Genomic DNA, 23,178 nt, shown 5'->3' with positions numbered 1-23,178 from the left:
AACATGATGGAAAGAGACGAGGAACATTTAGAATAATCACGGCAGTTCGTCAAAATTGGTACTTTCACCAGATCACGACGAGCACCATGCTCCTGGGGAGAATCTTCCCTTAGGAGCAGAACACCTGTGGCAACTCTCAGAGCACGCCGCTGGATCATGGCGGCGAGTCTGCCGTTAGTGGTCGCGGCCACCCTGACGACCCTCCCGGCTCCCGCTAACGCCCTCTCGACCGACGTCGTCATCTCCGCCGTCTACGGCGGAGGCGGCAACTCGGGAGCAGCCTTCAAGAACGACTTCATCGAGCTGGCGAACCGTACGGACAGCCCGATCAGCGTCGCGGGCTGGACCGTTCAATACGCCTCAGCGGCGGGTGTCGTCTTCCAGACGACGGCCCTGTCCGGCTCGATCCCGGCCAACGGCCGTTACCTGATCCAGGAAGCCGCCGGCGCGGCCGGCACGCTCGACCTGCCGACCCCCGACGCCTCGGGCAGCGTCCCGATGTCGGCCACCTCCGGCGTCGTCGCCCTGGTCACCTCCACCATCCCGCTGGTCGGCTGCGGCACCGCCTGCGCCACCGCGCCGAACGTCAAGGACCTCATCGGCTACGGCGCCACCGCCAACGTCGAGACCCTCGCCGCTCCCGGGCTGACCAACACCACGGCCAACGCCCGCGGCGGCGCGCTGGTCGACACCGACAACAACTCGGTCGACTTCACCTCGGGCGCGCCGAAGGCCACCAACTCGGCCGGTGTCACCGTGACCGTAGGCGATGACCCGACCGGCCCGACCGACCCGACCCCCGGCACCACCCGGATCCACGACATCCAGGGCGCCGGCCGGATCTCCCCGATCGTCGGCCAGAGCGTCACCAATGTGCCCGGCATCGTGACCGCCGTCCGCACCACGGGCAGCTCCCGCGGCTACTGGATGCAGGACCCGTCGGCCGACGCCGACCCGCTGACCAGCGAAGGCATCTTCGTCTTCACGGGCAGCACCACCCCCGCCGTCGCCAGCGGCGACTCGGTGCTGGCCACCGGCAGGGTCACCGAGTTCCGACCCGCCACCGGTTCGCAGGCGCTGACCGAGCTCGGCGGCCCGATCAACACCATCAAGCTGACCAGCGGCAACGCGCTACCCGCGCCGATCCCCGTCAGCTTCCCCGATGCCTTCACCAAGACGGGCAGTCTGGAGGCCCAGCCGCTTGAGCCGGGCGCGTACGTGCTCGACTGGCTGGAGGTCCACGAGGGCATGCGGGTCACCGTCGCCCAGGACACCCGCCTCATCAGCCCGGTCGACACCGAGTTCGGCGAGCTCTGGGTCACCCTGAAGCCGGCCCAGAACCCGACCCCGCGTGGCGGTTCGGCGTACGTCTCCTACGACGACCCCAACAGCGGACGTCTGATGCTCCAGGCCCTCAACGGCGCCCCCGCCGCCAACGTCGGCTCCACCCTCGCGGGCGGCTCGGTCGGCGTCGTCGACTACCAGTCGTTCGGCGGGTACGTCATCCAGGCCACCACTCTCGGCGCCATCACCGAGGGTGGCCTCAAGCCGCAGACGGTCACCCCGCCGAAGAAGGCCGGCGACCTGTCCGTCGTCACCTACAACGTCGAGAACCTCACCGTTGCCGACCCCGACGCCAAATACGCGCGTCTGGCCCAGGCCGTCGTCGTGAACCTCGGCAAGCCCGACATCATCGCCCTGGAGGAGATCCAGGACAACAACGGCACCGCCGGTGGCGGCGTCGTCGCCGCCGACCAGACCGTCGCCAAGTTCATCGCGGCGATCGCGGCGGCCGGTGGCCCGACCTACGGCTGGCGTTCGATCGACCCCAACGACGGCACCGACGGTGGCGCCCCCGGCGGCAACATCCGCCAGGTGTTCCTGTTCAACCCGGCCCGGACGACCTTCGTCGACCGTCCCGGCGGCGACGCGAACACGGCCGTGACCGTGCTCAAGGCGCGCCCGACCAGCAACCAGATCATGCTGTCGGCCTCCCCCGGCCGCATCAACCCGACCAGCTCCGTCTGGAACGCCAGCCGCAAGCCCCTGGTCGGCGAGTTCCTGTACGACGGCAACAAGCAGCTGTTCGTCATCGCCAACCACTTCAACAGCAAGGGCGGCGACTACCCCCTCGCTGCCGCGGTGCAGCCGCCGAACCGGACCTCCGAGGTCCAGCGCGTCGGCCAGGCGACGGAGGTGCGCGACTTCGTCGCCGACCTGGCTGCCAAGAGCGGCAACACCGCTCGCGTGGTCGTGCTGGGTGACATCAACGACTACCAGTTCAGCCCGACCCTGGCGACGCTGACCGACAACGGTGCGCTGCTGAGGACGCTGATCAGCGAGCTGCCCGTGAACGAGCGGTACAGCTACGTTTTCGACGGTAACTCGCAGACGCTGGACCACATCCTGATCAGCCCGACCATCAAGGGCTACTCGTACGGTGTGGTGCACATCAACGCCGAGTTCTCCGACCAGGCCAGCGACCACGACCCGCAGATTCTTCGGATTCTGACGGGGTGCGGGTCCGAGCCGCTGCCCGAGCGCTGCCACCCTGGTAGCCCCGTGGTGGATGTCAGGTAACACCCTCTCGCGGTAAGAAAGCGCCCGTCCTCTTCCCCGGGGGACGGGCGCTTTTTGTTTCACGCGGACTTGCGGCCCACACCCGGGGTAGGTCAGCTCCGCCGCTCGCACGGCTCAGAAGTGGGCTCTGAAGCAGGTAACTTCCGAGTACTTCCGCGCTCGGGCGCTCAGCGAGCTTCCGGTCCGGGGCGGCTGCCGGTCGTGACGCCGGGCGTCCGGCCCCAGAGCACGCGGGTAGGGTCACTCGTCGACGTCGACAACGGGGTGGACGGGTGGACGAGCAGCAACCGGTAAGCGGCACCGCGCCGACGGATCGCTGGTGGGGGGCGTACGCTGCCCGCGCGTCGGGGATGCTGGCGTCCGAGGTACGGGCCCTGTTCGCGGTCGCGAGCCGTCCGGAGATCGTGTCTCTGGCCGGGGGGATGCCGGCTGTGGACGCGCTGCCGTTGGAGGCGGTCGCGTCGACCATGTCGGATCTGGTGACGAAGCGCGGCGCGGTGGCGTTGCAGTACGGCTCCGCCCAGGGTGATCCGGGGCTGCGCGCGCGGATCTGCGACGTGATGGCCATGGAGGGCATCACCGACGCCCACCCGGACAGCGTGATCGTGACAGTCGGTTCCCAGCAGGCGCTCGACCTGCTCACCCGAGTGTTCATCGATCCCGGTGATGTCGTGCTCACCGAGGGGCCTACGTATGTCACGGCCATCAACACGTTCGCCGCCTACCAGGCGCGGGTCGTGCACGTGGCAATGGACGGCGACGGCCTCTCCCCCGACGCGCTGTGCGAGACCCTGAGCCGGCTCGCGGCCGAAGGCGCCCGGGTGAAGTTGCTCTACACGGTGCCGACATTCCAGAACCCGGGCGGGATCACCCTGACCCAGCCACGGCGGGCCGAGATCCTGGAGGCGTGCCGGCGGGCGGGGGTGCTCGTGGTGGAGGACAACCCGTACGGGCTGCTGTCGTTCACCGGCGAGCCGGTGCGGGCGATGCGCGCGGACGCCCCCGACGACGTCGTCTACCTGGGATCGTTCTCGAAGACGCTGGCGCCGGGGATGCGGGTCGGGTGGGCGCTGGCGCCGCCGCCGGTGACGGCCCGGCTCGTCCTGGCCGCGGAGTCCGCGATCCTGTCGCATTCCATGCTCACGCAGCTCGCGGTGGAACGGTATCTGGCGACCCAGCCGTGGCCGGAGCAGCTCAAGGAGTTCCGGGAGATGTACCGGGAACGCCGTGACGTCATGCTCGACACCCTCGCCGAGACGATGCCCCCGGGCACGACCTGGACCCGGCCGGATGGCGGGTTCTTCGTGTGGCTGACCGTCCCGGACGGAGTCGACACCAAGGCGATGCTGCCCCGGGCGATCGCCGCCCGGGTCGCCTACGTTCCCGGCACCGGCTTCTACGCCGACGGGTCGGGCCGCAACGCCATGCGGCTGTCGTACTGCTACCCGCCGCCGGAGCGCATCCGTGACGGCGTCCAGCGCCTCGCCAAGGTGCTCCGCGCCGAGATCGACCTCCGGCGGACCTTCGTACCCCGCCATGGCAGCACCACGGACGAGTGAAGGACACGACGATGACCGATCTTGGCCATGTGCTCGTCCTCGCCGGTGGCCTGTCACCCGAACGTGAGGTGTCGCTGCGCTCCGGGGGCAGGCTGCGGGACGCGCTGGCCCGGATCGACGTCGACGTCGAGCTGCGGGACGTCGACGCCGGGACGCTTCCCGCGCTCGCCGCCGACCCGCCCGCGGTCGTCTTCCCCGTCCTGCATGGAATCTCGGGTGAGGACGGCACCATCCGCGAAGTCCTGGACCTGTACGGCCTGCCCTACGTCGGCGCCGTGCCCGCGGCATGCCGGGCCGCGTTCGACAAGGCGACGGCGAAGGCCACGGTCGCGGCCGCGGGCATCGCGACGCCGGAGGCCGTGACGCTGCCCCGCGAGGTGTTCCACGACCTCGGCGCCGCCGCACTCATCGACCGGATCGCGGGCAGGCTGGGCCTGCCCGTGATCGTGAAGCCACGCGCCGGAGGCTCCGCGCTCGGTGTCGGGCGCGTCGACGACGCCGGGCAGCTCGCCGAAGCCCTGATGGCCTGCTTCGGCTATCACGACTGGGCACTGATCGAACGCGCCGTGACCGGGGTCGAGATCGCGGTCGGTGTCATCGACACCGGTGACGGCCCGATCGCCCTGCCCGCCGTCGAGGTCGAGCCGGCAGGCGGGGTGTACGACTACGCCGCCCGGTACACCGCCGGCGCGACCACCTTCCACATACCGGCCCGTCTCGACGGCGCGGTGCTGCACGCCGCCGCGGAAACCGCGGTCACCGCGCACCGGACACTGGGCCTACGCGACCTCTCCCGCACAGACATGATCGTGGACACGAACGGCACAGCCCAGCTCCTCGAAGTGAACGTGGCCCCGGGCATGACCGACACCAGCACCTGGCCAATGGCCCTGCACGCCGCCGGCCTCGACTTCGCGGTGGTAGCCCGCGACCTCGCCGCCCAGGCCCGGGACCGCGCGGCCCGCCGCTGACGTCCCGAGCGGGGACAGCGGTGGACCGACACGTAACCCGGTTTTTCACCGACGGGCCCCGGCCCGGGAGAGTGTCCACTCAGTCAGTGGCCGGGGTTGCGGGCGGCGATCGCGGCGTTCAGCGCGGTGGCGAAGCCGGTCCAGGCGAGGTAGGGCAACAGCGCCGCCCCGGCCAGCCGATCGGCCCGCCAGGCCCTGGCCACGAGGGTCGTGTTGGCCGCGTCCAGCGCGAGGATCTCCGCGAGCGCGAGGCGCGGGCGTCGGGCCCGAAAGAACAGCGGCGTCCAGGCGGCGTTCAGGGCAAGGTTGATCCCGAACGAGCGCCGGAGCCGCTTCCGCTGGTCGTCGCTGGTGCTGCCGTCGAGCGCCCGCGCGCCGGCGAAGGCGATCAACGCGTAGATCGGTGTCCAGACCGCGGGAAACGCCGCCCGGGGCGGCTGCCACCCAGGTTTGTCCAGCGACAGGTACCAGGCCGAGTCGGGCCTGGTTGCGACCGTGCCGACGCCGGCGGCGGCCGCCGTGGCCGCACTCGTCCTCACCAAGGTCGAAGTACTCATCCCAGCCTGGTACCCGCAGGAGCGAGGCCTGTCCCACGGACCTGCGCCACACTGCCACGATCGAACATTGACATCCTCCCCGGCATTCATGCCGGGGATTCCCGCACCTCGCGATGCGGGTTCCTGCTTCGTCAACGGACGCCTCCTCGCTTCAGGAGCGAGGCGGTCTCACTCCATCTCCACAGGCAGCCACCGCGAGCCCCGCGGCCAGAATGTTCCGCGCCGCATTCACGTCCCGGTCGTGAACTGTGCCGCAGCCGCGGCAGGCCCATTCCCGGACGTTCAACGGCATCTTCTCGACGATCGACCCGCACACCGAACAGGTCTTGCTGCTCGGGTAGAAACGATCGATCGCGATCACGGTGCGGCCGTACCAGCCGGCCTTGTACTCCAGCATCGTCCGCAGCTCCGACCACGATGCGTCGGAGATCGCCCGTGCGAGCGCATGGTTGCGGACCATGTTGCGGACGGACAGGTCCTCGATGACCACCGTTTGGTTCTCGCGGATGATCCTCGTGGACAGCTTGTGCAGATGATCCCGGCGACGGTCCCGGATACGGCCGTGGACCTTCGCGACCCTCGCGCGGGCTTTCGCCCGGTTCGCCGAGCCCTTCTCCTTGCGGGACAGTTCCCGCTGTGCGCGTGCGAGCCGAGCCCGGTCGGCACGCTCGTGCCGGGGGTTGGTGACCTTCTCCCCGGTCGACAGAGTGACCAGACTCGTGATCCCCGCGTCGATCTCCACCTGCCCCGATGTCGGAGGCAGGGTGGTGATGGTCTCCTCGACCAGGATCGAGATGTGGTACTGGCCGCGACTGTTCCGCGACACCGTCACCTGCGACACGTCCGCGCCGTCGGGCAGCGGACGCGACCAGACGATGTCCAGCGACCGGTCCTGCTTGGCGAGGGTGACAGCACCGTTCCGGTAGCTGAAGCAGTTCCGGAAGTAGGTCGCCGAATCGAGGGTCTTGCCCTTCTTCTTGAAGGACGGGTAGCCGGCCCGCTTCTCCCAGAAGTTCACGAACGCCGACTGAAGGTGCCGTAGCGTGGCCTGCAAGGGTCCTTTCGACGGCTCGGCGAGCCATGCCGTCTCCGGGCCCCGTTTCCACGCGGTGAGCATCTTGTCGGTCTCGGCGTGCGTGATGCGGCGCTGTTCCTGGAACCACGCGCGAGACCGCTCGGCGAGCGCCCGGTTGTAGACGTAGCGGACGCAGCCGAAGGTGCGGGCGAGCTGCTCGGCCTGCTCTGGGGTCGGGTGGAAGCGGTAGCGGTACGCCCGCTTCACCACCCTGCTCCCCATAGCTGACAGGATACCGTCTTTGCCTGTCACTCTGTCGTTGATGCGCTATCCCCGCACTGAAGGACGGGGCCTGCGCGCTACGTTCCCCGGTCAGCGGCCCAGCTCGACTGCCCCTACCTGCACTGTCCGGATCGGGGGCCGGTCACGGTGTTGTCTGTCTGGCGCAGGGTCGGGGTGTTCCCGCTGCAGCCGAGCGGGCCACCGACCCGGTTCGCGGTGAACGCGGGGACGGCATCCTCGGGGAGCAGGCCGCTGCCGCTGTTGTTGCCGATCTGAACCGGCCCACTGACCGTGTAACCGGAGACCTGCATTCCGCCGGTGTTGCCACTCACGTTCAGCGGCCCGTTGATACTGCCGCCCGGGCAGGGCAGGTGGTCTGAGCCGATCAGGACATAACCGGTGCTGCCCCGAACCGTGACCGGCCCGCTCACCGACACCTGGCACAGCGTGAGCGCCGCGGCGCCGTCGCTGGACACCGGTCCGGAGATCTGGGCCCCGGTTACGGCAAGCGCACCGCCCGGTTTGATCGTCACCGGCCCCGACTGCCTGCCGCCAGGCCCGAAGCAGAGGGACTGGCCGGCTGCCACCGTCAGAGGTGCGTTGTGTGCCGTGGTGATGCAGGGCTGGCTGAAGCCGACCGTGATGGTGGTCGGTGCCGCGGTGGCGCTGGGCTTGAAGGTCGGGCCTCCGCTGTAGCTGGCCGTGATCTGGTGTGCGCCGGGCTGCAGCCTGGTGGTGCTGAAGGTGGCCTTCCCCGCGGTCAGCGGAACGGTCGCCAGCGGAGTCGCCCCGTCGGAGAACGTCACGGTTCCACTCGGGCTGCCGACATCGGGCACACCCGGCTGCACCGAGGCTGTCAGGTCAACGGGCCGCCCGAACAGCGGGGTTGTGGTGTTCGCCGTCAGCGAGATCGACGTGTCATGATCGAAATCGGCGCACAGCGCGAAGCCGCTCGCGACCTGGTCGCCCGTGCCACCGGACCCGCCTGCCGCGATGATCGCACTCCAGGACGTGGGATTGGTCGACCCGTTGACAACGGGATCGCCGGCCGAGTCGCTGGGGTAGCTGCCGCGCAGGTGGGTGCCGCCGGTAGGACTCCCCCCTGTGACACCCTTCTCCAGGTGCTGGCCGCCTCCCAGCAGGGTGCGACCCGCCGGGCAGCTCGCGGTCATGATTGCGTAGGTGCTGCCCTCCTGCGGGCCGAGACCAACCGTCCGGACCACCGAGATGTCCATATCACCGGGCTCGGCGCACACGGCGTACGCGAAGGTCTGCGCAGTCGCCTCGGCCCGCCCGCCCGCGATACCCATGGCGGTCCAGTACCGGGGGTTGGTCGCCCCGTCCGGAAGCGGGTTCCCCTGCGCGTCGCTGGGGAAGCTGCCCACCGTCTTCAGGCTGGCCGCCTCCGGGGGCAGTGTGTGCCCGCCACCACCCACCACGACGGTCCCCTCGGGACACGCAGTGGTGACCTGGGCGGAGCCAAGCTGGCGCGGGGCGGGGACGGAGGCGACTGAGATCACCCGGTGGTCGAGCTTCGTCCCTTCGGCGCACATCGCAAAGCTGGTGATCTTGTCGCCCTCTTCGGCCTGCCCACCGAAATTGCCCAGAGCCGCCCAGAACTGCGGGTTCTGCGCACCGTTCGTGCTCATGGTTCCGCTTGCGTCACTGGGGAAGGTCCCCTTCGCCCGCAGCCCGTTGATCGGCGGGACCGGGTCGGTGGCATCAGTCCTGCTGCCCCACATACCCCCACTGACCAGCACACTGCCCACCGGACACGAGGTCACCGCAGTCGCCCACGCCGACGGCGCACCCGGGACGGGAAGGTTGGCGGTGGTCACATGGACCACCGGCTCAGCCGGCGTACCCGCCTCAGGTACACCCGGCGTCGGTGCCGCGGCGGCAGGCGCCGCCGCGGCGAAGACCAACGCGAGTGCGGACAGCCCGACGACCACACCACCCGGCGACGATCTCGTCGCCGACTTCGGCCCACCCAGGCCCTCGGTCCAGCCCCTGCGAAGCATCTCCCCGCCCCCCCGGAATCACCTGGTTGATCTCAGACGCGGCAACAGCCCGCACCCGACTTGGAGCCCACCCAGGTGACGACGCGGGACCGGACACGCCAGGAGATCATCCGCGGCTGCGGATCGTCACCTGCCTGAGCGACAGGACCGTACTACTTGCATCGACGCAAATGCGAGAGATTACTGGCAAAAGTTTCCGCATCCGCGGAATAAGCCGACAGGTCGCCACTGCATGCGATAGATCCACCACGTCAAGTTGCCCGGCAGGCGGGCCGCGCGTCGGGCGCCGCGCCCGTCTGCCGGGTTCGTGCCGTTACTCCCCGACCTGAGCAGCCGTGGCCGCGCGCGCCGGTCGGTTGCCGGTCAGTTGCCGGTCATGCACAGCGCCCAGACATGGGATCTGGTGGCGCTCGTCGAGCCCATTCCGCCGGTGTGCGTGGTGGACGTCCAGTCGGCCGGCGAGCTGGTGAGCGGGTTACCGCTCCCGTCGCTGGGGTAGCTGCCGTTCAAGTGATCACCCTGCGCTCCGGGTGCGCTGAAGTCGGACGTCGTGATGTCGCCCCCGCTGATACCGGCGCCGCCGCTGATCAGCGTCCCGTCACCTTCCCCGCAGCCGACGGTGGTCTTCTGGGGCGCACCGACGCTGGTCGGGCCGCTTGACTCGTTGTACCGCACGGTGACGGTCACGCCACTGACGTCGATGTCATCCCCGCTGCAGATCGCATACGCGTAGGTGGTGTTGGCAGAGCCTGTGGTTGTGGAGCCATACAGGCCGCCCGCCGCCCAGGAGTCCGGGTTGGTCTCCCCGTCATCGGCGGCGATCCCACCGTTGTCGTGCGTGCTCGCACCAGTGCCGTCGAAGTAAGTGGGGTAGCTGACGACAGGCTTGAGGGCCCCCACGGTGCCCGGGGTGGTTCGCGCCCCGCCGCCCAGCAGTCGCGTGCCCTCTGGGCAGGTCGCCACCGCCAGGTCGATCGTCCCACCAGCGGCGGTCGGCCCGGCGACGCTGTTCATCACGATCTGGGTGCCCGTGACCGTGTCACCGGGGTCCAGGCACATGACATACGGCGTGGAACCGAATGCGGCATCGAGGCCGCCGCCCGACCCACCTGTGCCGCCGATGGCTCGCGCCTGCGTCGCATCAGTGTCGACGACCCCGGCCGAGTAACCGGGGGCGACGTACTCAGCAGTCCCGTCAAAGGGGACGATTCCCTTGACGTGCAGATTGCTCTGCGCTGTTCCGGTACCGACAGTCTGGTTGATCCCAACACCGGAGACCACGTCGTCGATGTCACCACCGGTCCGGCAGTTCGCGTTGCTCGTGCTCTCCGAATTGGCCGAGCCCGGCCCAGCCGTGGCACCGGGACTACGCACCGTGATAGTGGTTGACGCATATGCGGTTCCTGGCAGCGTGACGGCCAGCGCGGCCCCCAGGACGAGCGCCGTGAACAAGGGGGGACGTAGGGATTTTTTCGCCATCGCCTTCTTCCTTGCCGGAGAGATGGAATTGCCTACCAACCGCGACCTGGCGAGAGAGTGAGAGCCGGCCACCGAATTATTCCGCGCCGAATTTCTTGCACAGCAAAAAGCGCGACCTGGACCTTCTTGGAGCTGCGTCCAAGCACCGGCTGACTGACCGCCCAGTCGGCTCTCCGCAGCACGAACACGCCCAGCGGCACCGGAGCCGCACCGCTCGCTCCGCAGGGGAACCCCGGAGCGCGTGCCTACTTCACTGACCTCTCACGCCCAACCCTCCACAGCAGGAGGGATCCTCGGTAGCGGCAGCATAAGCCATTACATGTTGCGGATACGTGGTTTTGGCGATGCTTTCTCCGCATCTGCGGATTCACGTTGCTCGCGCCGTCACAGGCTGGTCGGGTCTGGAACGGAGCCGACATGCGCGATGCACGGATAGTGATTATCAGACGACTTACCGGAGTGACGATCCGGGATGAGGAGTGACCACCGCGCGATCAGCGCGAGAGCGGCCAGGTGGTCGAGCGCATCCCGCCCCTGCGCGGCCCCTCGGCAGGCTTGCCGCCCCCGGCCAGCTCTCGACCGTACGCCGGACGTCCTCAGCCGGCTGACACCGGGAGATGACGCTTCTCGGACAAAGTCTTCCTATGTGACCAAATCACCCAAGGGTTAGCGGTCACTACCGTTGGCGAAGTCCGCTGCGGAGAGAGTCCCGCCGACGAGTCGGCGCGGAAATCGCGCGGCCGGGCCAATCGCCCTCGCGCCTTCGCTCCCGCCTCGAAGGCGAGTCCGACCCGCCCCTCGGAACGTCGAGCGGGGCCGGTCGCTACCATCCTGAGCTGCGACATCGTCTAAATAGGCTAGAGAAATGACCTGACCGACGGCGGAAGACAAGCTGGTGCGCCGCACCGATGCCCTCCACCGTCTTCGTCGATCCATCGTGGAGGTACGGGTGCGCTTAGGTAGAACGACACGGTTACTTGGCGTGGCTGCCGCGGTTCTCGTTGCGGCAGTCACTGGTTGCTCCTCGACACCGGGGGCGGCAAACGCCGCGACGTGCGACAGCCCTGGCGTCACCCCCGGCGAGGTGAACCTCGGCCTGGTGTTCTCCGATTCGGGCGTGGGCAGTGACGCGTTCGCCTCGGCCCGAGCCGGGGCAGACGCCCGGTTCGGCCTGGCCAACGAGGAGGGCGGGGTACACGGCCGGAAGATCGTCTACCAGTGGCGTGACGACGCGAACGACCCCACCCAGAACGCCCGCGTCATCCAGGAGCTCCTCCGCGGCGACAGTACTTTCGGCCTCGTGACGATCACCACCGCCTTCGGCAACGCACCGGCGGACCTGGCGAAGCAGAATGTTCCCGTCATCGGGTTCGGTCTGCCGACCTGGGCCGGATACCAGAACATGTTCTCCACCATGTACCAGGCCTCGCCGGTCACGATCGGCCGCTACCTCCGGGACAGCGGCGGCAGCAAGGTCGGCGTCGTGATCACGGGGTCGTCGGCGTCCACTTTGGATGTCATCAAGATGTACAAGAGCGCCTTCGAGTCGGTCGGGCTCACCGTGACCGACACCATCTCCTACGCGCACAGCGCTGACAGCCCGGCCCACGTGGCCCAGCAGCTGGCGGCCTCCGGCGTCAACGCGCTGGTTGGCTTCACGACCACCGAGGATCTCGCCGAGATCATGGGCGCCGTACGTACGGCGAACCTGAACCTCGCCACCACCGTCTCGTTCACCGGGTACGACCAGGGCCTGCTGCCCACCCTGGGCCCGGCACTCGCGGGCGTCTCGATCCCCGCGTACTTCCGCCCCTTCGAGGCGGGCGGCGCGGCCATCGACCGGTACCGCGCCGCGATGGTCCGCTACGCGCCGGAAGCCACGCAGCCAGAGCAGCAGTTCGCGATGAACGCGTACATCTACGCCGACATGTTCTTGCGCGGACTCGACCTCGCCGGTGACTGCCCCACCCGCGACGGATTCATCAGCGCGCTGCGGTCAGTGTCCGACTACGACGCAGGCGGCCTGATCGAACCCGTCGACCTGGCCACGAACCGGACCGGGGCGCTCAACTGCTACGCCTTCGTCCAGGTCAACCCCACGGGCACCGGGTTCCAGGTCGCCCGCCCACGCCTCTGCGCCGACGGCACGAGCGGCTGACGTGGGTGGACGCTCTCGCCGGGGCGCGCGCGAGAAGATGGTTACGGTCGCCGGAGTTCGAGCCTGAGGTCACGGGTGCGCTCGGAGAACCGGCCGGTCGCCGAGGTCTCCCGCAGAAGTCCGCGCAGGTCGCGCTCGAACGCCCCCCGCCGGTCACCGAACAGGCGGGGGGCCGCGCTGGACAGCGAGAACACCGGGGCGACCACCTCGTCGGCGCTGCGTTCGACGACGAGCCCGCCGGCCACGTCCAGCCGAGTGGGTTCCTGGGACCCGGCCGCCCGAAAGATGTCGTCCTCTCCCGAAAGGGTGCCCTGGGGCAGCACACACGATCAGAAACTATGCCCCGACCTGGGTAAATAGATAAATGTAGTTAGTTCCGACGACTGATCGAGCGAAAAACTTCCCCGAAAGCGCGTGATCTGCCTGGAACGCGCGCACGCTTGGAACTGGCAACTCGGGGTAGAACAACGCATGTTCCGGCGGAGCGAAGGAGATCGCCGTGCTGATGAAAGCGGCCCGAATGTACGGGTACCATGAGCCACTGCGGCTCGAGGAGATTCCGGTGCCTGCTCCTGGGGTGGGCGAGGTCCTGATAAAGGTGGCGGCGGCCGGGATCTGCCGCAGCGACCACCAGTTGCTCGAGGGCTACTTCCAGCCGGCCGCACCGATGGAGTTCCCGGCCGTACCCGGGCACGAGGTCGCAGGCCGCGTGGCCGGAATCGGCTCTGCCGTACCGCGTTCGGCGGGCCTGTCCGAAGGCGACCTGGTGGTGGTCAACCCGGGGTGGGGAGATGGAACGTGCCGCCAGTGCCATGCGGGCAATGAACAACTGTGTACCGGGACCGGTGGATGGATCGGATTCGGCCCGCCCGGTGGCTTCGCGGAATACGTGGTGGTTCCCCATCGGCACCTGGTCCGGGTGCCGGGCGGCGACCAGAAGGCGGAGAATCTCGCGCCGTTGACCGATGCCGGGCTGACTCCCTACCGCGGGGTGAAGAAACTGCGGGCGGCTGGAAAACTCGGACCGGGGCGCACCGTGGTGGTCGCCGGCATCGGCGGACTCGGCAGCTACGCCGTGCAGTACGCAAAGCTGCTCGGCGGTGGAGCCACCGTGGTTGCGTTCTCCCGCACCGACGAGAAGCTGGAGCTCGCCCGGCGCAACGGTGCCGATCACACCGTGAACACCCGTGACCTGAGCTCCAGTCAGGTACAGGACGACCTGGAGAGGCTCACCGGACGGCGGACGGTCGACGCGATCCTGGACTGCGCCGGTGCCCCCGCGTCGATCGCGCTCGACTTCGGGATTCTCGCGGCCGAGGGAGCAGTTGCCTCGGTGGGACTCATGGGTACCAAGGTAGAGGTACCACTGAACGTGATCGTGGGCACCGAACTCTCCTACTTCGGATCGTTCTGGGGCAACTACAACGACCTCACCGAAGTCCTTTCCCTTGCCGCGGCGGGGCGGATCAGACACGCCGTCACCACGGTGAAGTTCGAGGACATCAACGATAACCTGGGAGCACTCGCCCGCGGTGACGTCGTCGGCCGTCAGGTGATCGTCTTCGACTGATCCGGTGTCGGCGGCCCTACCGGGCGCTGCCCGGGACCGCGCCGACCACCGCTGTCAGTCCGTTTTGGACGCGATGCCCTCGTAGGCGAAGCCGAAGAACTCGGGCCCGCCCATCCGGTAGGTCTCGATGGTGTCGAGAGTGAGCCCGGCGTTCTCGATCAGCCTGTCGACCGGCCGGTTCAGATGGCAGCCGCCGAAGCACCGCCCCCAGAGGGGAGTGAGGCGGTCCTGCCACCGGGCGACACCGGGTCTCGGTGAACGGCCGTGTTCGACGAAGTGCAGCGTCCCGCCGGGGCGCAGCACCCTGTGCACCTCACCGAGCGCGCGTTCGACGTCCGGGATGGTGCACAGCGTCCAGGTGACCAGTACGTGGTCGACCGACGTGTCCGGGACGGGGAGCCGCTGGCCGTCGTCGCCGACGAACTCGACCGGGACGGCGGTGGCGGCGAGCCGGCCGGCGGCCAGCCTGCGACCGACCACCGCGGGTTCCACGGCGAGCAGCCGGGTGACCTGCGGCGGGAGATGGGGCAGGTTGCGCCCGGAGCCGAACCCGATCTCCAGGACCTCGCCGGTCAGCCCGGAGACCACCCGCGCCCGGGTGGTCTCCACGGGCCTGCCCAGGGCAAGGTCGATGAACCGGGGAAGCACCTGATCGTCGTAGAAGCCCATCGTCTCTCCCTGTCGCGGCATGGGTGTCCGGCCCCCTGTCCCGGCATTGGTACCCGGGCGCGAGCTGACCATCAAGGCATGTTGCTCCCGCGCCGGCGGCAACGGGGCGGGCGGCGCCGGGCCCAGGGTCAGCTCCCCGCCTGGTTGGGTGGGCGTCCACCGATCTCCCGGGTGATCGCCGTGGTGGCCGCGGTCAGCCGCCGGCCGTAGGGAACGACCTGCTGTGGGCTCAGGCGGTGCGGGAAGCCCGCGAGGGTGACCGCCAGGCACACCCGGCCGGCGCCGTCGAAGACCGGCGCCCCGATCAGGCTGAGCTGGTAGGACTCGATGCCGCCGAGGTCGACGAGCAGGTAGTCGTCGTCGACGCCCCGGGCCTGGATGACGCGTTCGACCGCGGCACGGACCTCGGCGTCACCGTCGCCCGCGGCCAGTGTTCTCAGCGCCCGGGCCAGGCTGTGGTGCCGGTCGTCGTCGAGCGCGACCGTGTAACCGCGGAGCCGGATCGCCTTGATGGCGTCGCGGTAGATGCCGAGCCGGTGGTCGTCGGGACGGGGGCTCAGCCGGCGCAGCCACCGCTCGACGGTCTCGGTGTCGGACCAGGCGATGAAGACCGTCCCGAGCGGCGGCGACAGCGGAACCCGGTTACCGGGCCTTGATCCGAACCCGACGGGCGTCGCGGCGTGCCCCTCGACGGCGAGGACGACGATGTCCTCGCCCATGACGGAGCTCGCCACCGCCTGGACACCGAGCTCGTCGCTGAGCCGGCGCATGTGCGGCCGCGCGAGCTCGAGGGCGTGGCGCCCGGATCCGGCGGCCGCGTCGCCGACGGCCACCAGGGCGGGCCCGAGGCGGTAGGTCTTGTCCTCCGGGTCGCGCAGCAGCCAGCCGGCGTCGCTGAGGGTGGCGAGCATCGCGTGGGCGGTCGCCTTGTTCATCTCCAGCCGCCGGGCCAGCTCCGACAGGCCGAAAGGCCGGCCGGGATGCTGGCTCAGGAAGGTGATGAGCGCGACGGTCCGCTCGACCCCCGGGGCGGGCCGCGGCATCAGGCGGGCCTGCGCCGCGCGGTCACGTCATGGCATCGACGCGCCGCCGTTGGGCCGCAGGACCTGGCCCGTGACGAACCGGGCGGCTTCGGAGGCCAGGTACAGCGCGGCGTGGCCGACGTCCTCCGTCGTCCCGATGCGCCGCAGCGGCGCCAGATCCCGGCTCCGTCCCAGGAATCTTTCGCGCTTGTCCTCATCGACGGTCCCGTCCTCGGCGGCGTAGTGGCGGCGCGTGATGTCGGTCTCGACCAGACCCGGCGCGATGGCGTTCACCCGGACCCCGTCCGGGCCCAGCTCCTTCGCCAGCGTACGAGTGATCTGGACCACCCCCGCCTTCGAGATCGAGTAGGCCACCAGGCGGGCGGGGGCGGTGTCGAACGCACCCGACGCCATGTTGATGATGCTGCCCGCCCGCTGGCTCCGCATCACGGCCCCGGCCGCCTGGCACCCGAACAGCACGCCCTTGAGGTTGACGGCCAGCACCCGGTCGAGCTGTTCCTCGGACAGATCGAGCACCGGGACGTCGATGATGATTCCGGCGTTGTTGCACATCACGTCGACCCGTCCGTGTTCCGACGCCGCCGCGCGCACCAGGTCGTGGACCTGGTCCCGGCGCGACACGTCGACGGCGGCCGGCGCCGCCGACCCGCCGACGGCGGCGATCTTCTCGCTCGTCGCCGCCGCGGCCCCGGCGTCGACGTCCGCGCACACCACCACGGCGCCGGCCGCCGCCAGCACCCGGGCGACGCCCCGGCCGATGCCGTGGCCCGCCCCGGTCACGATCGCCACCCGGCCGGTGAGGTCGAACGCCCGGCCCAGCGCCCTGACCGGCTCCGCGCGTCCGTCCTCCTCGAGGGCCGCCCCGTCCCGGGTCATGACGGCGTGGCCGTCGAGGGCGGCACCGCCGGGGGCGACGTCGCCGGAGCAGCCGGTGCCGCCGACGACAGTCCGGAGCCCATGTAGGCGAAGCGGGCGGTGGCTCCGCCGTCGACCACGAGGGTCTGGCCGGTCACGTGCCGGGAGAGGTCGGAGCACAGGAACAGGGCCGCGCCGGCGATGTCGCGCGGCTCGCCCGAACGGCCCAGCGGCTCCACCGCCGGCGGCGGGGGGACGTCCCCCCGTGCCTGTAGTGCGCGCATGATGCGCGGCGTCCGGATGGAACCGGGTGCCACGGCGTTGACCCGGATGTTCGACGGGCCGAGCTCGACGGCCGCCGTGCGCACGAGAGACAGCAGGCCGGCCTTGGCCGCTCCGTAGGCGGCGTGGTTGGGCGCGCTGGTAAGGCCGCTGACCGAGGCGGTGAACACCATCGCCCCGCCGCCGGCGGCCACCATCTGCCGGCCCACGATCTGCGTGATGAGGTGGGCGTGCCGCAGCACCAGCCCGAAGGTCGCGTCCCAGTCCTCGTCCGTCACCTCCAGCAGCGTCGACCACAGGGCCATGCCGACGATGTCGACGACGGCGTCGAGGCGCCCGTAGGCCGCGAGGGTCTCGGCGACGATGCGCTCGACGTCGTCGCGCCGGCGCGCGTCGGCGACGCAGGGTAAGCCACCCACCTCGGCCGCTATCTCGCGGGCGAGGTCGGGATCCACGTCGACGCACGCGACCCTGGCTCCCACCGACGCCAGCGCGTGGGCGGTGTGCCGGCCGTTGCCCTGGCCGGCCCCCACGACCATCGCCACCCGTCCGTCGAGGCGCAGCAGCCCGGGGTAGTCGGGGATCGCCGATTCATCCAGCCGTGTCATCGTTCCCGCCTCCGCTGCCGCCTCTGTCTCTGCCGCTGCCGCTGCCGCTGCCGCTGCCTGCGATCGGGATCATCGGGATCAGGTGGCGGTCACCGAGGTCGAGACCTGGACCTCGCGACGTTCGAGCTCGGGGATGACGTGGGTGCCGAGGAGCTCGATGGTGCGCATCACGGCCTCGTGGGACAGCCGGCCGAACTGCACGTAGCAGAGCAGCCGGTCGACCCCGAGCTCGGCGTAGCGGAGCATCTTGCGCAGGCACTCGTCGGGATCACCGACGATGATCATGTCGGCGTCGCTGAACTGCCTCGGATCCGGCGGCGCGTTCCGCCGCTGCTCGAGGATCGGGAACATCTTCTCCCGCTCCTGCTCGGAGGCGTGCGGGAACTCCCACTCCAGCGTGAACTCGGCCAGGTTCCGGTACCACCACCAGGTGGCGTCCCAGATCCCGTTCGCCTCGGCCTGGGCCATCGTGTCCGCGCAGTGGACCAGCGTGTAGGCCGCGACCTGGTTGTTGGCCACGCGCGTGATCGGCCGCGCGGTGGCAGCGGCCCGCCGGTAGAGCTGGATGGTCTGCGCCATCTGTTCCAGCGGCCGCATGATCGACAGTGAGAGCAGGCCGAGGCCCATGGCGCCGGCGGCCTGGGCGCTGCCCGTGCTCGACGCCGCCATCCAGCAGGGTGGGTGCGGATCCTGCACCGGCTTGGGGGTGACCATGCGGACGGGGACGTTGCCCGCCGCGGGGAATCGCCAGTGTTTTCCCTCGAACGAGAAGTATTCGGATTCCCAGGCCTCGACAATGGCCTGGATCGCCTCACGTACCTGATCCTTGCTCTGCGGGATGTCGACACCGAAGGCGGTCTGTTCCATGGGGGTCGAGCGGCCCGTCCCCCATTCGACACGCCCATTACTCAGGACGTCGGCCGTGGCGACCTTCTCGGCAACACGCACGGGTGACGTGAACGCGTGCGGCAGCAGTGTCACCCCGAAGCCGAGCCGGATCCGTTCGGTGACCTGCGAGAGCGCCCCGATGAGGACCTCGGGCGCCGAGCAGTGGGACCGCCCCTCGCGGAAGTGGTGCTCCACGTGCCAGGAGGTGTGGAAACCCATCTCGTCGGCAAGGCGGATCTGGGCTATGGCCTCGCGGTAGGCGGCCTGCTCGGCCTCGCGCTGCCCATGGGGATGGGGCTTCGACCACGGCTTCGGGACGTCCACCTCGTACAGCAGATCCAGTTTCACGGCGGCCTCGTTTGTTATAGCAAACGGCGTGGTTGGTACAGTGACCACCATAAGCGCCGCTCCGTCGATGTCAACGGGGTCGCCGCCAGACAGCTCGACCCGAACTCCAGCCCTAACCCAGCCGGTTGACACCCCCACTCCCAGGTCGTTACGTTCCTGAACGCAAGATGGTTGTTCCAGATACGGAACAATGCGGCGGTCTCGAAGCGTCAGGCATCCGGGCCACGCAACGGTGAATGCGAGGTCGTGATGCCGTCGCTTGATCCACGCCCATTTCTCCGGGGTAGCCCGTTCGCTGGTACGCCGGAGATTCCCTACCCGCGCGCGGTTACCACGGACGCGCCGCGCCTGCCGGGCGGAACATGGCAGGCGGCCTCCATTCCGGTCGGAGTCCGGCTCGAATTACAGGGCGACGCCGAGGCGGTGGTCGTCGCGTATCGCACCGAGTGCGACGCCCGCGGCCCACGCGGCCCCGGCGTCGGCCAGACCTTCGAGATGTGGGTGGGCGACTCACTGCTGGCGACCGCCCCGGCCGTCCACGGCGAGGGCACCGTGGAGCTGCCCCTGAACGCCGGCACGCGGACGACGACCGTGTACCTGCCCGAACGCATGCGCCCGACCGTGCTCTCACTCGCCCCGGTTGGCGGTTCCCTCGAACCGGGACCGCCCCGTCCACGGTGGCTCGCCTACGGTGACTCCATCGTCGAGGGCTGGGTCGCCAGCTCGGCGGGCTCGTCCTGGCCCGCGCGGCTGGGCCGCCGGCTGGGCCTCGACGTCTGCAACCTCGGCTACGCCGGCGCCGCCCGCGGCGAGATCCCCTCCGCCGAACACCTGGCGAGCGTCCCGGCGGCACTGATCAGCATCAGCTACGGCACCAACTGCTGGTCGACGATCCCGCACACCGCCGAACTGCTGCGCGCCGGGCTGGACGTCTTCCTCACCGTGGTACGGCAGGGGCACCCGGACAAGCCGATCGTGGTCACCACGCCGATCCGCCGCCCGGACGCCGAGACCACCCCCAACCGCGTCGGCGCCACGCTCGACGATCTACGGGTCGCGATGGCGTCCCTCGTCCAGGCACGCATCGACGGCGGCGACCCGTCGCTCACCCTCGTGCACGGCGAGACCCTGCTGGACGAGTCGCTCCTGGCCGACGGCGTCCACCCCGGAGACGACGGCCATGCGGTCATGGCCGACCGCCTGGAACCCGTCCTGCGGAAGGCGGGGCCGGGGACATGAGCGGCACACGGCCCCCGAACCACACCGACGACCACACGAACGCCTTCCGGAACGCGCTTGGAACGTTCGCGACGGGAATCGTGGTCGTCACCGCGTCGCACCCGGCCGACGGTCCCGTGGGTCTCACGGCCAACTCGTTCAGCTCGGTGTCGCTCGCTCCTCCGCTCGTGCTGTTCTGCGTGGCGCACACCTCCACCACGTGGCCGTCGATCCGGGCCACCGGCCGGTTCTGCGTCAACGTCCTCGCCGACGGCCAGGAGGAACTGTCACGCCGGTTCACCGTGCGGGGTGAGAATCGCTTCCGCGACGTCCCCTGGCGGCCCGCGCCGTCCGGCGCCCCGATCCTGCCCGGCGTCGCGTCGTGGATCGACTGCCGCATCGAGACTCTCCACGAGGCCGGCGACCACACCATCGTCGTCGGGAAGGTCCGCGATCTCGCGGTCGACGACAAGGGTGCCGCTCCGCTCCTCTACTACCGAAGCGGCTACGCCAGCCTGACCGTCAGATAACCATTGATGGTCACGAATCGAACTGGAAGGAGCGTTCTGATGGACGGCGACACCGACCGGAACGGCGAAGAGGAGAGACCTCGACAGTTCTTCTTCGACGTCAACGAGCTCCCGGGCCGTACCAACGTGGATATCATGGGGGATTCCGAGGAAACCCGGCAGTACCTGGACCTGTTCGGCCGCGACCTGGTTACCAGAACGATTCTCCAGTCGCCGGAACTCTGCGTCTACCATGAGACCGCCGCGCCGGGCGAGAAGGTCAAGCCCCATCGCCACGGTACCCATCAGCTGAACTACGTCCTCCGCGGCGAGCTGATCTTCGGCAGGCGGCGCGTGGGGGCCGGCATGGGCTTCTTCACGCCCGACCTTCTCTATGCCTGGCGGGCCGGTGACGAGGGCGCCGAGTGGATCGAGATCCACGCCGGCCAGCCTGGCATTTTCGTCGATCAACGGTCGTCCTGACCGCCGCCCTGACCCAGCGCCCTGTGGCCATCTACCAAACGAGGGATGTCAGTCGTGACAGATTTGTTCGAGGGCAAGGTCGCCCTCATCACCGGCGCCGGATCAGGCATGGGCCGGGCGATCACCATCCGGCTGGCGGGGGAAGGCGCCTCGGTGTTCGCCCTCGACATCGACGAGGGCCGGCTGGCCGAGACGAAGGCGCTCACCGTGGGCACGGTGTCGGTCCGCCAGGCTGACGTCAGCGACCCGGCTGTGTGCGCCGAGGCGGTGGCCGCGTGCGTCGACGAGTTCGGGCAGCTGGACGTACTGGGCAACGTCGCCGGTATCTACCTGGCCGAGCACACCACGAAGGTGACTCTGGAGCAGTACCGGCGGGTGATGGGCGTGAACCTCGACGCCTACTTCTTCCTGGCTCAGGCCGCCATTCCGCACCTGTTGGAGACGGGTGGCAACATCGTGAACATCGCCTCCAACGCCGGTATTCAGGGGCTCCCGTACTCCGCCGCCTACTGCATGAGCAAGGGTGGCGTCATCCAGCTCACCCGGGCGCTGGCCGTCGAGTTCCTCAAGACGCCGCTGCGCGTCAACGCCATCGCCCCGGCGGGCACCAACACGAACATCGCGTCGGCGATGACGTTCCCGGCCGGCATGGACCCCGACCTTGCCCGTCGTATGGCGGGCCTGCGGGGCCTGGCCGAGCCGACCGAGGTCGCCGCGCTGTTCTCCTTTCTCGCCTCGGGTGCGGCCCGGTCGGTGACCGGCGCCGTCTACACCATGGACAACGGCCTCACCGTCAGCTGACCGCCGGCCGTCTCACCTGGTAATCGTGGCCGGAGGGTGAACACGTGGCGGTCGAGCCTTTTCGCATCCACATCAGCGAGGACCGGCTGGCGGTGCTCGGCGACCGGCTGCGCACCACGGTCCGGGCGGAAGAGCCGGGGCGGGACGACAGCTGGCACTACGGCGTGCCCGCTCCGTACCTGCGCGAGCTGACCGAGTACTGGGCCACACGGTACGACTGGCGCGCGCACGAGGCGGCGATGAACCGGTGGCCGCACGTCCGGGGCGAGATCGACGGTGTCACCGTCCATGCGCTCCACGAACGCGGCTCCGGCCCCGCACCGCTTCCGCTCGTCCTCACCCACGGGTGGCCGTGGACCTTCTGGGACTTCCGGAAGGTGATCGAGCCGCTCGCCCATCCCGAACGTTTCGGCGCCGATCCCGCGGACGCCTTCGACGTCGTCGTGCCGTCCCTGCCCGGCTCGGTCTTCTCGTCGCCCTCCCCGGCCGGAGTCGGATTTCGGCAGACCGCCGTGCTGTGGGTGAAGCTCATGGCCAAACTCGGCTACCAGCGTTTCGGCGCGCACGGCGGCGACTCGGGCGCGTACGTCACCGCACAACTCGCCCACGAGTTCGCGGAGCGGCTCGTCGGCGCACATCTGACGTTCCCCGCGCTGCTCGGCACCGACCTGGGCGGGGTGAGCCGGGACGACTTCGCGCCCGAGGAAGTCGACGACTTCGACCGGCAGCGCCCCGCGACGCTCAACCTCACGCACTTCCTGACGCACACCTTCGAACCCCGGACCCTGGCCTGGGCGTTGCAGGACTCCCCCGCCGGCCTGGCGGCCTGGATGGTTCAGCGGCGGCGGGCCTGGAGCGACTGCGGCGGCGACGTGGAACGCCGCTTCAGCAAGGACGATCTCATCACGAGCTTCGCCCTCTACTGGCTCACCGGCACCGTTGGCGGCTCGCTGCGGTTCTACGCCGACTCGTTCCAGCGGCCGTGGACCCCCTCGCACGACCGTCGGCCCGTCCTGGAGTCACCGACGGGCATCGCCGTGTTCCCGTACGAGCTGACGCACGTGCCCCGCGCTCTCGCGCGGCGCGAGGCGAACCTCGTGCACTGGACCCGGATGAGCCGTGGCGGCCACTTCGCAGCGGCTGAGGAACCACAACTCGTCGTGGCGGACATCCGCGCGTTCTTCCGGCCGCTGCGCGCGGCCGGGCTGTCCCCCTGACGTCCGCCGAGACATCCGCTGTCGCGGGGCATCATCCTCACCGCACCAGGCCGGGTTGAGGATCG

At 69.6% G+C, this 23,178-nt stretch carries 20 protein-coding genes; 10 read left to right on the top strand and 10 right to left on the bottom strand.

What is annotated here, in order from left to right:
• Positions 1-126: 126 nt before the first annotated feature.
• The 3 genes from MXD62_RS14995 to MXD62_RS14985 all read left to right on the top strand — a co-directional run bounded on the left by MXD62_RS14995 (position 127) and on the right by MXD62_RS14985 (position 5,110).
• Positions 127-2,580 (top strand): endonuclease/exonuclease/phosphatase family protein, encoded by a 2,454-nt coding sequence (locus tag MXD62_RS14995; protein ID WP_248829869.1) that lies wholly within the window; start codon positions 127-129, stop codon positions 2,578-2,580.
• Positions 2,581-2,930: 350 nt separating this feature from the next.
• Positions 2,931-4,139, top strand: coding sequence for a PLP-dependent aminotransferase family protein (locus tag MXD62_RS14990; protein WP_248829898.1), 1,209 nt, complete (start codon positions 2,931-2,933; stop codon positions 4,137-4,139).
• An 11-nt stretch (positions 4,140-4,150) separates the two neighbouring features.
• Positions 4,151-5,110, top strand: a complete 960-nt coding sequence (locus tag MXD62_RS14985) for a D-alanine--D-alanine ligase (RefSeq protein ID WP_248829868.1) — start codon at positions 4,151-4,153, stop codon at positions 5,108-5,110.
• 83 nt (positions 5,111-5,193) lie between these two features.
• On the opposite strand, the gene MXD62_RS14980 is transcribed toward MXD62_RS14985, so the two are convergent.
• From MXD62_RS14980 to MXD62_RS14965, 4 genes are all read right to left on the bottom strand, one after another.
• Positions 5,194-5,667, bottom strand: a complete 474-nt coding sequence (locus tag MXD62_RS14980; RefSeq protein ID WP_368862403.1) for a TspO/MBR family protein — start codon at positions 5,665-5,667, stop codon at positions 5,194-5,196.
• Between the two features lie 151 nt (positions 5,668-5,818).
• The gene (locus MXD62_RS14975; RefSeq protein WP_251081716.1) at positions 5,819-6,964 is read right to left on the bottom strand and encodes a transposase; all 1,146 of its coding nucleotides are present in this window, start codon (positions 6,962-6,964) and stop codon (positions 5,819-5,821) included.
• A gap of 113 nt (positions 6,965-7,077) precedes the next feature.
• Positions 7,078-8,985, bottom strand: a complete 1,908-nt coding sequence (locus MXD62_RS14970) for an Ig-like domain-containing protein (protein WP_248829866.1) — start codon at positions 8,983-8,985, stop codon at positions 7,078-7,080.
• 363 nt (positions 8,986-9,348) lie between these two features.
• Positions 9,349-10,464, bottom strand: a complete 1,116-nt coding sequence (locus MXD62_RS14965) for a hypothetical protein (RefSeq protein WP_248829865.1) — start codon at positions 10,462-10,464, stop codon at positions 9,349-9,351.
• Positions 10,465-11,413: 949 nt separating this feature from the next.
• Here MXD62_RS14965 and MXD62_RS14960 point away from each other — a divergent pair.
• Entirely contained in the window at positions 11,414-12,622 is a 1,209-nt protein-coding gene (locus MXD62_RS14960) for an ABC transporter substrate-binding protein (RefSeq protein WP_248829864.1), read from the top strand.
• A 41-nt stretch (positions 12,623-12,663) separates the two neighbouring features.
• Here the strand turns inward: MXD62_RS14960 and MXD62_RS14955 are convergent, their stop codons facing one another.
• On the bottom strand, positions 12,664-12,945 hold the full coding sequence (locus MXD62_RS14955; protein WP_248829863.1) for a hypothetical protein: 282 nt from the start codon (positions 12,943-12,945) through the stop codon (positions 12,664-12,666).
• A 182-nt stretch (positions 12,946-13,127) separates the two neighbouring features.
• Between MXD62_RS14955 and MXD62_RS14950 the strand changes: the two genes are divergently transcribed.
• Positions 13,128-14,192, top strand: a complete 1,065-nt coding sequence (locus MXD62_RS14950; RefSeq protein ID WP_248829896.1) for an NAD(P)-dependent alcohol dehydrogenase — start codon at positions 13,128-13,130, stop codon at positions 14,190-14,192.
• A gap of 54 nt (positions 14,193-14,246) precedes the next feature.
• On the opposite strand, the gene MXD62_RS14945 is transcribed toward MXD62_RS14950, so the two are convergent.
• The 5 genes from MXD62_RS14945 to MXD62_RS14925 all read right to left on the bottom strand — a co-directional run bounded on the left by MXD62_RS14945 (position 14,247) and on the right by MXD62_RS14925 (position 18,885).
• Positions 14,247-14,861: a class I SAM-dependent methyltransferase gene (locus tag MXD62_RS14945; protein ID WP_248829895.1), complete on the bottom strand. Its 615-nt coding sequence runs from the start codon at positions 14,859-14,861 to the stop codon at positions 14,247-14,249.
• Positions 14,862-14,989: 128 nt separating this feature from the next.
• Entirely contained in the window at positions 14,990-15,904 is a 915-nt protein-coding gene (locus tag MXD62_RS14940; RefSeq protein ID WP_248829862.1) for an IclR family transcriptional regulator, read from the bottom strand.
• A gap of 27 nt (positions 15,905-15,931) precedes the next feature.
• A complete protein-coding gene (locus MXD62_RS14935; protein ID WP_248829861.1) occupies positions 15,932-16,780 on the bottom strand; it encodes an SDR family NAD(P)-dependent oxidoreductase in 849 nt (282 codons plus the stop codon).
• Positions 16,777-17,649, bottom strand: coding sequence for an SDR family oxidoreductase (locus MXD62_RS14930; protein ID WP_248829860.1), 873 nt, complete (start codon positions 17,647-17,649; stop codon positions 16,777-16,779). Before MXD62_RS14930 ends, MXD62_RS14935 begins: the two co-directional genes overlap by 4 nt.
• A gap of 78 nt (positions 17,650-17,727) precedes the next feature.
• Complete coding sequence (locus MXD62_RS14925; protein ID WP_248829859.1) at positions 17,728-18,885, bottom strand: LLM class flavin-dependent oxidoreductase; 1,158 nt, start codon at positions 18,883-18,885, stop codon at positions 17,728-17,730.
• A gap of 423 nt (positions 18,886-19,308) precedes the next feature.
• On the opposite strand from MXD62_RS14925, the gene MXD62_RS14920 reads away from it, so the two are divergent.
• The 5 genes from MXD62_RS14920 to MXD62_RS14900 are packed head-to-tail and all read left to right on the top strand — an operon-like array spanning position 19,309 to position 23,113.
• Complete coding sequence (locus MXD62_RS14920) at positions 19,309-20,124, top strand: SGNH/GDSL hydrolase family protein (protein WP_248829858.1); 816 nt, start codon at positions 19,309-19,311, stop codon at positions 20,122-20,124.
• Positions 20,121-20,633: a flavin reductase family protein gene (locus tag MXD62_RS14915; RefSeq protein WP_248829857.1), complete on the top strand. Its 513-nt coding sequence runs from the start codon at positions 20,121-20,123 to the stop codon at positions 20,631-20,633. Before MXD62_RS14920 ends, MXD62_RS14915 begins: the two co-directional genes overlap by 4 nt.
• 39 nt (positions 20,634-20,672) lie before the next feature.
• Positions 20,673-21,095 carry a cupin domain-containing protein gene (locus MXD62_RS14910; RefSeq protein WP_248829856.1) on the top strand — a complete coding sequence of 141 codons (423 nt, stop codon included), beginning with the start codon at positions 20,673-20,675 and terminating at the stop codon, positions 21,093-21,095.
• Between the two features lie 54 nt (positions 21,096-21,149).
• Positions 21,150-21,896 carry an SDR family NAD(P)-dependent oxidoreductase gene (locus MXD62_RS14905; RefSeq protein ID WP_248829855.1) on the top strand — a complete coding sequence of 249 codons (747 nt, stop codon included), beginning with the start codon at positions 21,150-21,152 and terminating at the stop codon, positions 21,894-21,896.
• A 44-nt stretch (positions 21,897-21,940) separates the two neighbouring features.
• Positions 21,941-23,113 (top strand): epoxide hydrolase family protein, encoded by a 1,173-nt coding sequence (locus MXD62_RS14900; protein ID WP_248829854.1) that lies wholly within the window; start codon positions 21,941-21,943, stop codon positions 23,111-23,113.
• The last annotated feature ends 65 nt before the right edge of the window (positions 23,114-23,178 follow it).

This window comes from Frankia sp. Mgl5 (genome assembly GCF_023242985.1).
Taxonomy (GTDB): Bacteria; Actinomycetota; Actinomycetes; order Frankiales; family Frankiaceae; genus Parafrankia; species Parafrankia soli.
This window is presented reverse-complemented; position numbering and strand designations above follow the sequence as displayed.